The organism is Kitasatospora sp. NPDC059088 (genome assembly GCF_042738155.1).
Lineage (GTDB): Bacteria > Actinomycetota > Actinomycetes > Streptomycetales > Streptomycetaceae > Kitasatospora.
This window is the reverse complement of sequence record NZ_JBHYGR010000161.1, coordinates 3218-14552: the sequence shown is the minus strand read 5'-3', so window position 1 is coordinate 14552 and position 11335 is coordinate 3218. Positions and strand designations below refer to the sequence as shown.

At 72.5% G+C, this 11335-nt stretch carries 11 protein-coding genes; 5 read left to right on the top strand and 6 right to left on the bottom strand.

The genetic code is table 11. The features are described 5' to 3' along the window. The first annotated feature begins 322 nt into the window (after positions 1-322). From ACFWXO_RS40020 to moaA, 3 genes are all read left to right on the top strand, one after another. Positions 323-679, top strand: a complete 357-nt coding sequence (locus ACFWXO_RS40020; RefSeq protein WP_375893924.1) for a DUF485 domain-containing protein — start codon at positions 323-325, stop codon at positions 677-679. Further along, entirely contained in the window at positions 676-2295 is a 1620-nt protein-coding gene (locus ACFWXO_RS40015; protein ID WP_380396304.1) for a cation acetate symporter, read from the top strand. Before ACFWXO_RS40020 ends, ACFWXO_RS40015 begins: the two co-directional genes overlap by 4 nt. A 76-nt stretch (positions 2296-2371) precedes the next feature. Beyond that, a complete protein-coding gene (gene moaA, locus ACFWXO_RS40010) occupies positions 2372-3361 on the top strand; it encodes a GTP 3',8-cyclase MoaA (protein WP_380530853.1) in 990 nt (329 codons plus the stop codon). Between the two features lie 176 nt (positions 3362-3537). Here moaA and ACFWXO_RS40005 read toward each other — a convergent pair whose 3' ends face one another. The 6 genes from ACFWXO_RS40005 to ACFWXO_RS39980 form a co-directional block, all read right to left on the bottom strand. Next, a complete protein-coding gene (locus tag ACFWXO_RS40005) occupies positions 3538-3756 on the bottom strand; it encodes a hypothetical protein (protein ID WP_375893920.1) in 219 nt (72 codons plus the stop codon). 267 nt (positions 3757-4023) lie between these two features. Beyond that, on the bottom strand, positions 4024-4407 hold the full coding sequence (locus ACFWXO_RS40000) for a DUF3099 domain-containing protein (RefSeq protein WP_380396305.1): 384 nt from the start codon (positions 4405-4407) through the stop codon (positions 4024-4026). A 145-nt stretch (positions 4408-4552) separates the two neighbouring features. Then, positions 4553-5101, bottom strand: a complete 549-nt coding sequence (locus ACFWXO_RS39995; protein ID WP_380530851.1) for an RNA 2'-phosphotransferase — start codon at positions 5099-5101, stop codon at positions 4553-4555. 32 nt (positions 5102-5133) lie between these two features. Beyond that, complete coding sequence (locus tag ACFWXO_RS39990) at positions 5134-6531, bottom strand: metallopeptidase TldD-related protein (RefSeq protein ID WP_380530839.1); 1398 nt, start codon at positions 6529-6531, stop codon at positions 5134-5136. Continuing rightward, a complete protein-coding gene (locus ACFWXO_RS39985) occupies positions 6531-8084 on the bottom strand; it encodes a TldD/PmbA family protein (RefSeq protein ID WP_380530848.1) in 1554 nt (517 codons plus the stop codon). The genes ACFWXO_RS39990 and ACFWXO_RS39985 overlap by 1 nt, the downstream gene beginning before the upstream one ends. 156 nt (positions 8085-8240) lie before the next feature. Further along, positions 8241-9386, bottom strand: a complete 1146-nt coding sequence (locus ACFWXO_RS39980; RefSeq protein ID WP_375893912.1) for an MBL fold metallo-hydrolase — start codon at positions 9384-9386, stop codon at positions 8241-8243. A 330-nt stretch (positions 9387-9716) separates the two neighbouring features. Between ACFWXO_RS39980 and fabG the strand changes: the two genes are divergently transcribed. After that, on the top strand, positions 9717-10436 hold the full coding sequence (fabG, locus tag ACFWXO_RS39975; RefSeq protein ID WP_375893910.1) for a 3-oxoacyl-[acyl-carrier-protein] reductase: 720 nt from the start codon (positions 9717-9719) through the stop codon (positions 10434-10436). Between the two features lie 2 nt (positions 10437-10438). Beyond that, on the top strand, positions 10439-11206 hold the full coding sequence (gene fabI, locus ACFWXO_RS39970) for an enoyl-ACP reductase FabI (protein WP_375893907.1): 768 nt from the start codon (positions 10439-10441) through the stop codon (positions 11204-11206). Positions 11207-11335 lie beyond the last annotated feature (129 nt).

Here is an 11335-nt window from a genome sequence, read left to right as displayed (position 1 = left end):
CGGCCCCCGCCCCCCGGCTCGGGCGGGCCGCGGTGCCGCCCCGTCCCGATTGATTCTCGCCCGGTTCGCACCGGGGGGGGGCCGCTGGGGGCGGGCCCCCCCCCTTTCGGTTGTGGTGACCCCGGTCCGGATGTGACGCGAGTGGTGGTTTTCGGCCAATTGGGTGGTTCGAGAGGGTGAACGACTGGCTGATCGCGGTCAACCCCTTCCGGGGTGGGCACGACGCTCCTAGCATTGCGCGGCGCGCACGAGGAATGTGACGTCCCTCACGTTCGAATTGTCCCCCCGTGTGACCGCTACGCCGAAGGAGTGAGGAGACAGAGTGGATTCGCCGCCGATCACCACTACTGCTACGGAAGTCCAACTCATCGATGACAGTGAGGAGTTCCGTACCCTGCGGCGCTCGTTCCGGAGCTTCGCCTTTCCGGTCACCATCGGTTTCGTGCTCTGGTACCTGCTCTACGTCCTGCTCTCCTGCTACGCCCCCGGGCTGATGGGCACCAAGGTCGTCGGGCACATCAACGTGGCCCTGGTGCTGGGGCTGCTGCAGTTCGTCACCACCTTCGTCATCGCCGCCTGGTACGCCCGCTACGCGGACCGGCGGATCGACCCGCCCGCCGCGGCGATCCGCGAGGCCTACGGAGCCGTCGTCCACGCCCCCCGGGAGTCCGCCGAATGACACCGCTCGCCAGCTCCGCCACGGAGCACCGCGGTCTGATCATGTCCTTGTTCGGGCTCTTCGTGGTGGCCACCCTGGTCATCACCGTCTGGGCCGGGCGGCAGAACCGCAGCGCCGCCGACTTCTACGCCGGCGGCCGCGGCTTCACCGGCTTCCAGAACGGCCTGGCCATCTCCGGCGACTACATGTCCGCCGCGTCCTTCCTCGGCATCGCCGGGATCATCGCCCTCACCGGCTACGACGGCTTCCTGTACTCGATCGGCTTCCTGGTCGCCTGGCTGGTCGCGCTGCTGCTGATCGCCGAGCCGCTGCGCAACTCCGGCCGGTTCACCATGGCGGACGTGCTCGCGTTCCGGATGCGCCAGCGCCCGGTGCGCACCGCGGCCGGGATCTCCACCATCGTGGTCTCGATCTTCTACCTGCTCGCCCAGATGGTCGGCGCCGGCGCCCTGGTGGCGCTGCTGCTGGGGGTCACCGGGGAGGGCGCCAAGCGCTGGACCATCCTCGCGGTCGGCGCGCTGATGATCATCTACGTGGTGATAGGGGGTATGAAGGGCACCACCTGGGTGCAGATCGTCAAGGCCGTGCTGCTGATCGCCGGCGCCGCGCTGATGACCGTCCTGGTGCTCGCCAAGTACCACTTCAACCCCTCCGAACTGCTCGGCGCGGCCGCCTCCGCGAGCGGCAAGGGCTCGGCCTTCCTGGAACCGGGGCTGAAGTACGGGGCCACCAACACCTCCAAGCTCGACTTCATCAGCCTCGGGATCGCCCTGGTGCTCGGCACCGCCGGCCTGCCGCACATCCTGGTCCGCTTCTACACCGTCCCCACCGCCAAGACGGCCCGGAAGTCCGTGCTCTGGGCGATCGGCATCATCGGCGTCTTCTACCTGATGACCCTGGCGCTGGGCTTCGGCGCGGCCGCGCTGGTCGGCCGCAGCGGCATGGTGGCCGTCGAGGGCAAGACGCCCTCCGGCAACACCGCGGCGCCGCTGCTCGCCGAGCAGCTCGGCGGCGGGGCCGGCACCACCGGCGGGGCGATCATGCTCGCGGTGATCTCGGCGGTCGCCTTCGCCACCATCCTCGCCGTGGTCGCCGGGCTCACCCTGGCCTCCTCGGCCTCCTTCGCCCACGACCTCTACGCCAATGTGATCCGGCGCGGGAAGGCGACCGAGAAGGAGGAGGTGCGGTCCGCCAAGTGGGCCGCCGTCGCGATCGGCGCCGTCGCCATCGTGCTCAGCCTCTACGCGGGCAAGCTCAGCACCGCCGCCCTGGTCGCGCTGGCCTTCGCGGTGGCCGCCTCGGCCAACCTGCCGACCCTGCTCTACTCGCTGTTCTGGAAGCGCTTCACCACCACCGGCGCGGTCAGCTCGGTCTACGCGGGCCTGGTCTCCTCGGTGGTGCTGGTGGTGTTCTCCCCGGTGCTCTCCGGGGCCAAGAACTCGCTCTTCCCGGACGCCGACTTCCACTGGTTCCCGCTGGAGAACCCCGGCCTGGTCTCCATCCCGATCGGCTTCCTGGCCGGCTGGCTCGGCACCCTGCTGTCCAAGGAACGTCCGGACCCGGCGAAGTACGCTGAACTGGAGGTCCGCTCGCTCACCGGGCTGGGCGCCCACTGATCGATCCGGCATGACTATGCTGGCCCGGCCCGCCGCGACGGTGGCCGGGCCGGCGGTTTTTCGGGAAGGGACGCACGTGCTGCTCGACACCTTCGGACGACGCGCCGTCGACCTGCGGGTCTCCCTCACCGACCGGTGCAACCTCCGCTGCACGTACTGCATGCCGGAGGAGGGGCTCCAGTGGCTGGCCAAGCCGGACCTGCTCAGCGACGAGGAGATCGTCCGGCTGGTCACCCTCGCCGTGTGCGACCTGGGCGTGCGCGAGGTCCGCTTCACCGGCGGCGAGCCGCTGCTGCGCCCCGGTCTGGTCGCGATCGTCGCCGCCTGCTCCGAGCTGGAGCCGCGCCCCGAGCTGTCGCTGACCACCAACGGCATCGGACTGGCCCGCACCGCGACGGCGCTGCGCGAGGCCGGACTGGACCGGGTCAACGTCTCGCTGGACACCCTCGACCCCGAGGTGTTCCTCACCCTCACCCGCCGCCGGCGCCACCAGGACGTGCTGGACGGGCTGGCCGCCGCCGAGGCGGCCGGGCTGGCGCCGGTGAAGCTGAACGCGGTGCTGATGCGCGGGGTCAACGACCACGAGGCGGCCGACCTGCTGGCCTGGTGCCTGGAGCGGGGCTACGAGCTGCGCTTCATCGAGCAGATGCCGTTGGACGCCCAGCACGGCTGGGACCGCTCGTCGATGGTCACCGCGGAGGAGATCCTGGAGCTGCTGCGGGCCCGGTTCACGCTCACCGCGGAGCCGTCCGGGCGCCGGGGCGCGGCGCCCGCCGAGCGCTGGGTGGTGGACGGCGGCGCCGGCCGGGTCGGCGTGATCGCCTCCGTCACCCGGCCGTTCTGCCGGGCCTGCGACCGGACCAGGCTGACCGCCGACGGACAGGTGCGCAACTGCCTGTTCGCGACCGGGGAGACGGACCTGCGCACCGCGCTGCGCTCGGGAGCGGACGACGCGGAGCTGGCCGCGCTGTGGCGGGCGGCGATGTGGGGAAAGAAGGCCGGGGCCGGGATCGACGACCCGGAGTTCCACCAGCCCGAGCGGCCGATGTCGGCGATCGGCGGTTAGGGCCTGTCCGGCGGATCTTGCCAGGCGCGCGACGCCGGGCATCCCGCCTGGACGCACGCCCGAATCGCCCAAGTACGTCCAGTACGAAGCCGACTCGGGCGCACGCCCAGCCGGGCGCCCAACGCCGCGCGCTGATCTGCCAAGATCCGCCGGACAGGCCCTAGGCCGGACGGGCCTCAGGCCTCTTCCGGGGTCCAGTCGGCGAAGGCGACGACCTCCTTGAGGAAGCCGCGCACGCCCAGGAACTGGGACAGGTGCTCGCGGTGCTCCTCGCAGGCGAGCCAGGTCTTGCGGCGGTCCGGGGTGTGCAGCTTGGGGTTGTTCCACACCAGCACCCAGTGGGCGTCCGCCCGGCAGCCCTTGGCGGAGCAGATCGGGGTCTGCGGGGTGTCCATCGGGGGCCGTCCTCCGGGGTTCGGCGGGTGCGTGGTCACCGCCAGTCTGTCACGCCGCGCGGGCCCGACCGGATCCGGGCATGGCGACGCCGGGCAGCCACGGGGGGAGCCGCCCGGCGTCGGTCCGTCGCTCCGACGGGGGATGCGGAGCGCGTACGCAGTATGTCACGCCGAAGGCCTCGGATGGGGAGGTCTTGCATGATTAATCTGAGCTTCTTCTGAGCTTTCGCCGACCTGATTCCGGCTCAATCCCCGTAAACCGGGCGGTCAGTTCGCGCTCGGTGACGTTCCGGTGCCGGAGGGCTTTGCCTGTCCTGTACCAGGAGCCGCACCAGCCCCACCCGTACCACCGGGGCCGAGCATCAGCGGGGTGTCGGACGGGAAGTCGAAGGAGCTCGGCAGGCCCGGTGCCCGCTCCCGGCCGGCGTTGGCGATCAGCACCGCGAAGTACGGCAGCAGCACCCCGCCCGCCAGCGCCCCGAAGGCCAGCCAGCGCTCGACGTTCCACAGCACCACCGCGAGCAGTACGCAGACGGTGCGCAGCAGCATCGAGATGACGTAGCGGCGCTGGCGCCCCCGGACGTCCTCGGAGAGGCTGCTGCGCGCCCCCGTGATCCGGTGGATCTGTCCGCCGCCGGCGCTCTTGCCCATGTGTCCAACCGCCCTCGTCCAGGCATCCGCGCGCTGTTCCGCACGGCCTCCTCACGGTACGCCCGGGCGCCCGGGACGACGAGACCGGGTGGGCGGGGCCCACCCGGTCGGGCGTGATAGGGGAGCCGTACGGCGTCAGGAGCGTCTACGAGCGCCGGGAGAGGTAGAGCGGGGGGACGGCGTCGGTGAGCCAGACGCCGTTCTCGCTGAGCCGGAACTCGTGGCCGGCCGCCGCCATCGCGGCCGCGTTGACGGTCAGCACGACCGGGCGGCCGTGCCGGGCGCCGACCCGGGTGGCAGTCTCGGTCTCCGCCGAGAGGTGGACGTCCCGGCGGGTCATCGGGCGCAGCCCCTCGCGGAAGATCGACGCCAGGTGGCGGTCGGCGGTGCCGTGGTAGAGCACCGGCGGCGGCACGGTGGCGGTCAGACCGAGGTCGACCGCCACCGTGTGGCCCTGGTTGGCGCGGATCGAGAGGCCGTCCGGGGAGTAGCCGAAGCGGCGCTTGTTGTTGGTGGCCACGACGTGGTCGAGCTCGGGCCTGGTGAGCGGCCTGCCCTTCGCCGCGAGGGCGCCGAGCAGGACGTCGATCCGGACCCAGCCGGAGTCGTCCAGCGTGATCCCCACCAGCTCCGGCTCGTGCCGCAGGATGCGCGACAGCATCTTGCTCGATCTGACCAGCCGCTTCTCGTCCATCATGTTCTTTCCATCCCCCCGTTGGTCAGTGGCTATGAGGCCGGGCTGACCGAACTCATGTTGAAGTCCGCGACACGCACGGGTGGCATCGCGGTGCGGGTGAAGTAGTCGGTCCATTCGCGGGGCAGGCAGGGCTCGGTGCGGCCCGCCTCGGTGATCCGGCCGAGCAGGTCGACCGGGGACTCGTTGAACCGGAAGTTGTTGACCGCGCCGACCACCTCGCCGTTCTCCACCAGGTAGACGCCGTCCCGGGTGAGGCCGGTGAGCAGCAGCGTCGCCGGGTCCACCTCGCGGATGTACCAGAGGCAGGTGAGCAGCAGGCCGCGCTCGGTGCGGGCGATCATCTCGTCCAGGGTCGGCGCGGACTCCTGGTCGGCCGTCTCCAGCACCAGGTTGTCGATGCCCGGGCGCAGCGGCAGGCCGGTGAGGCCGGCTGTCCGGCGGCTGGTGACCAGCTCGGTCAGCACGCCCTCGCGGATCCACTCGGTGGCCTCGATCGGCGCGCCGTTGTCGAAGACCGAGACGTCGCCGCCGGTGCGGTGCGCCAGCACGAACGGGGCGGCCTCCAGGCCGGGCTCGTCCGGATCGGCGCGCAGCGTCAGCGGCAGCGCGGCGAGCTTGTCGCCGACCCTGGTCCCGCCGCCGGGCCGGGAGAAGACCGACCGGCCCTCGACGGCGTCCCGGGCGCCGGCGGCCCAGTGCAGGCAGAGCAGCAGGTCGGCGACGGCCGCGGGCGGCAGCAGCGTCTCGTACCGCCCGGCGGGCAGGTCGATCCTGCGGGCGCCCCAGCCGAGCCGCTTGGTGAGCTCGGCGTGCAGGGCGGGGACGTCGACGTCGGTGAAGTCCCGGGTGCCGGCGCCGACCCAGGCGGAGCCGCTGAGGTCGGCGGTCTTGCCGTTGATCTCGACCATGCCGGTGGGCTGGTCGTGGCGCAGCCGCAGGCCGGTGGAGCTGCCCAGGTAGCTGGTGGTGATCTCGTGCCGGGCGAAGCCGTACAGCAGCTCGCCCTGGGCGGCGGCGCGGGCGAAGGCCTCGCCGAGGGCCGGGCCGAAGGCCTCGAACACCTCGATGGAGGTCTCCGCGGGCGGCGCGGTGAAGTCCGGGGACGACGGCCGGCCGTCGACCAGCGGCTGGGCGTCCTCGGCCGGTCCGGCCGCGCGGGCCGCCGCCTCGGCGGCGCGGACCAGGCCCTCGACGTCCTCGGCGGTGACGGCCTCGCGGGCGACCACGCCGGAGGCGGTGCCCTCGGCGCCGGCCACGGTGGCGATCACGGTGAGGCGGCGGCCGCGGGTGACGCCGTTGGTGGTCAGGGCGTTGCCGGCCCAGCGCAGGTTGGCGGTGGACTCCTCGTCGGCGATCACCACGCAGCCGTCGGCGCGGGACAGGCCGAGGGCCAGCTCGACGAGTTCGTGGGGCTGCATCGCGGTCATCAGTGACCCGCCTCCTGCTGGGTGTTGAGCACGTTGACGTTGCGGAACAGCGCCGACGGGCAGCCGTGGCTGACCGCCGCGATCTGGCCGGGCTGCGCCTTGCCGCAGTTGAAGGCGCCGCCGAGCAGGTAGGTCTGCGGGCCGCCGACGGCCGCCATCGAGCCCCAGAAGTCGGTGGTGGTGGCCTGGTAGGCGAAGTCCTTGACCTGGCCGGCGAGTTCGCCGTTCTTGATGGCGTAGGCGCGCTGGCCGGTGAACTGGAAGTTGTAGCGCTGCATGTCGATCGACCAGGAGCGGTCGCCGACGATGTAGAGGCCGTTCTCCACCCCGGCGAACAGGCCCGCGGTGTCCGGGCCGTCGACGGCGGGCTGGAGCGAGACGTTGGCCATCCGCTGGACCGGGACGTGCGCGGGGGAGTCCGCGAAGGCGCAGCCGTTGGAGCGCTCGAAGCCCTTCAACTTGGCCATGCCGCGGTCGAGTTGGTAGCCGACCAGGACGCCGTCCCGGATCAGGTCCCAGGACTGGGTGGCGACGCCCTCGTCGTCGTAGCCGATGGTGGACAGGCCGTGCTCGGCGGTGCGGTCGCCGGTGACGTTCATCAGCTCGGAGCCGTAGCGCAGGCTGCCGAGTCGGTCGAAGGTGGCGAAGGAGGTGCCGGCGTAGGCGGCCTCGTAGCCGAGCGCGCGGTCCAGCTCGGTGGCGTGGCCGATCGACTCGTGGATGGTCAGCCAGAGGTTGGACGGGTCGATGACCAGGTCGTAGCGGCCCGGGCGGACGCTCGGGGCCTTCATCTTCTCGGCCAGCAGGACGGGCAGTTCGGCGAGCTCGGCGTCCCAGTCCCACTCGGTGCCGGTCAGGTACTCGTAGCCGCGGCCGACCGGCGGGGCCAGGGTCTGCATCGAGTCGAAGGCGCCGGTGCGCTCGTCGACCGAGGTGGCCTCCAGGTCGGAGTGGAGCCGGATCCGCTGCTGGGTCGTCACGGTGCCCGCGGTGTCGGCGTAGAACTTGTTCTCCTGCACCGTCAGCAGCGCCGCCTGGACGTGCGAGACACCCGGGGCGGCGAGCAGCCGGGAGCTGCGCTCGGCGAGCAGCGCGGTCTTGTCGGCGTCCGGCACCTCGAAGGGGTTGACCTCGTACGAGGAGACCCAGGTGACGTCCGCGTGGACGGGTTCGTCGGCCAGCTCGACCCGCTCGGTGGAGCCGGCCGCCCGGCTGATCCCGCCGGAGAGCCGGGCCACCGCGACGGCCTGGGCGGCGACCTCCGCCGCGGCCCCCGGGGTGAGGTCGACTCCGGCGGCGAAGCCCCAGGCGCCGTCCAGCAGCACCCGGACGGCGAAGCCCAGCTGGACGGTGTCGGAGGTGCCGGCCGGCCGGGCGTCGCGCAGCCGCCAGGAGGCGCTGCGGACCCGCTCCAGGCGGAAGTCGGCGTGGGTGGCGCCGAGTTCGCGGGCCCGGGTGAGGGCGGCGTCGGCGAGGGCGTGCAGCGGCAGGGCGAGGAACAGCGGGTCGACGGCGCGTCCGTGCGCGGCGCCGGCGCTGTCGGCCGGAGGGATCGGAGGCAATCGGGCTCCCAGGTCGCGGAGGGTGGCGGTGCGGCGCCACAGGGGCGTCCGCACCGCATCATTTCCCTTCCACCGGGTTCCCGGCCAGCGCATTTGGTCCGGTGCGTTGCGGTTTCGGCCAGGGGGGTCCGGGGGCGTGCGCGGCCGTCAGGAGACGGACTCCCACCAGCCGTCCAGCTCCGGCGGGTTGTCCACGTCGATCCGCTCGCCGGGGCGCGGGACGGCCAGCGGGACGGCCTGGGCCTTGGCCTCCTTGAGCAGCCGTTCGATCGGCTCGGCCCAGGGGTGCAGGCCCAGGTTGAAGGTGCACCAGTGGACCGGCACCAGCAGCCCGGCGGTGAGGTCCCGGTGGGCGAGGACGGCGTCCTCGGGGGTCATGTGGATGTCCGGCCAGGCCGCGTCGTAGGCGCCGATCTGCACCAGGGCGGCGTCGAACGGGCCGTGCTGCGCGCCGATCCGGGCGTAGCCCTCGAAGTAGCCGGAGTCGCCGGTGTAGAAGACCTTGCGGGTGGGCCCGGCGATCACCCAGGAGCCCCACAGGGTGGTGTTGCGGGTCAGGCCGCGGCCGGAGAAGTGGTGCGCGGAGGTGAGGGTGAGGACCAGCTCGCCCAGGGTGCAGGTCTCGTCCCAGTCCAGCTCGATGATCCGGTGCTCGGGGACGCCCCAGCGGCGCAGGTGGCCGCCGATGCCGAGCGGCACCGCGAAGGGCGCGGACTGGCTGCGCACCAGGCGCTTGACGGTCGCCATGTCGAGGTGGTCGTAGTGGTCGTGGGAGATCAGCACCGCGTCGACCGGCGGCAGCTCCTCCAGCTCGACCGGGACGGGGTGCAGCCGCTTGGGGCCGACGTGGGCGGAGGGGGAGCAGCGGTCGCTCCAGATCGGGTCGAGCAGCACCCGCGAGCCCTCGATCTCGACCAGCGCGGAGGCGTGCCCGTACCAGGTGATCTCCACGCCCTCGGCGGCCGGGCCGGGGGCGGCGGCGGGGCGGACGGTGGGCACCGGGTGGGCCGGGACGCGGCCCTCGCGCTGGAACAGCATCCGGCGGACGGTGTCGCGGTCGACGCTGGGGGCGCTCCCGGCCCGGGCGAGGGTCGAGGGCGCGTTGTGGAAGACGCCGTCGCGGTACTGGGCGGAGTCCCGCACCCGCTCCTCGCGCCCGCCGTCGGGGCGGCGCCCGAACGCCGCCGGCAGGTCGCGCAGCGCCCAGGCGGTCGCGCCCAGGCCCGCGGCCAGGGCGGTGAGGGCGAGCAGTCGTCCGCGTCCGGTGGTGCTCCCGGGCCGTGCCTTGGTCATGCGCCCTGCCTTCGTTTCCTCGCCGGGACTCTTCGGGGGAAGGGTACGTCCGGCCCCGGGGTCGGCCCGCACCACGGGGGCAACGGGCACGCCCGCCCCCGTTGTTCCCGCACAGCGTTCCCGCACGGTCCGTTCTTTCGCGGCGGTGCCCCGGCCTGCGGCGGACGGCCGGCGGGCGCGGGGCGCCGGGGGCGCGGATTGTCGGATTGCGACAGTTCCTCCGGTGCGGCGCTGTGGGAGCTCGATTCGCCGCCGCCGCCGACCGCCCGATAGCGTCACACTGCGTACGCGTTCGGACGTACCCGCTCAGACACGGAGAGAGGTGGATCGTTGAGCCGCTCGGTTCTCGTCACCGGAGGAAACCGGGGCATCGGCCTCGCGATCGCCCAGGCCTTCGCCGAGGCGGGCGACAAGGTCGCCATCACCAGCCGTTCGGGCGAGGTGCCCGAGGCCCTCGCGAAGTTCGACGTCCTCGCGGTGCGCTGTGACATCACGGACGCCGCGCAGGTCGACGCCGCCTTCACCGAGATCGAGGAGAAGCACGGCGCGGTCCAGGTGCTGGTCGCCAACGCGGGCATCACCAACGACACCCTGCTGCTGCGGATGTCCGAGGAGGACTTCACCTCCGTCGTGGACACCAACCTGACCGGCACCTTCCGGGTGGTCAAGCGCGCGTCGAAGCTGATGATGCGCGCCAAGAAGGGCCGCGTGGTGCTGATCTCCTCCGTGGTGGGCCTCTCCGGCTCGCCGGGCCAGGCCAACTACGCCGCCTCCAAGGCCGGCCTGGTCGGCTTCGCCCGCTCGCTGGCGCGCGAGCTCGGCCCGCGCAACATCACCGTCAACGTGGTCGCCCCCGGCTTCGTCGACACCGACATGACCGCCGTGCTCAGCGACGAGCGCCGCGCGGAGATCGTCTCGGGCGTGCCGCTGGGCCGCTACGCGGCGCCCGCCGAGGTCGCGTCCACCGTGCGGTTCCTCGGTTCGGACGAGGCCGCGTACATCACCGGAGCCGTCATTCCCGTCGACGGCGGATTGGGCATGGGTCACTGATCATGAGTGGAATCCTCGAGGGCAAGCGGATCCTGATCACCGGTGTGCTGATGGAGTCCTCCATCGCCTTCCACACCGCTCGGCTGGCCCAGGAGCAGGGCGCCGAGATCATCCTCACCGCCTTCCCCCGCCCGAGCCTGACCGAGCGCATCGCCAGGAAGCTGCCGAAGCCGGTCAAGGTGCTGTCGCTGGACGTCTCCAGCCCGGAGGACCTGGCCGGCATCGCCGAGCAGGTCCGCGAGACCCTGCCGACCCTGGACGGCATCGTCCACTCGATCGGTTTCGCCCCGCAGGACGCCCTGGGCGGCAACTTCCTGGACACCCCGTGGGAGTCCGTGGCGACCGCGATGCACGTCTCGGCGTACTCGCTCAAGTCGCTCACCACGGCGCTGCTGCCGCTGATGCAGGACGGCGGCTCGGTCGTCGGCCTGACCTTCGACGCCCAGTACGCGTGGCCGCAGTACGACTGGATGGGCCCGGCCAAGGCCGCCCTGGAGTCGACCAACCGCTACCTGGCCCGCTACCTGGGCGAGCGGGACATCCGCTGCAACCTGATCTCGGCGGGCCCGATCGGCTCGATGGCCGCCAAGTCCATCCCGGGCTTCGGCGACCTGGCCGACACCTGGAACCACCGCTCCCCGCTCAAGTGGGACCTGAGCGACCCGGAGCCGGCCGGCCGCGGCGTCGTCGCCCTGCTGTCGGACTGGTTCCCGAAGACCACCGGCGAGATCATCCACGTCGACGGCGGTCTGCACGCGATCGGCGCCTGACCGACTGCTGTCCGCCACTGCCCGGCACCCCCGCGACGGGGGGGCCGGGCCGTTGGGGTTGAGGTGGGGGGGCGCCCGGGGGCGCCGGGGGGCGCCCACCCCGAGGCGGGGGCGCAAGCCCCCCAGGGG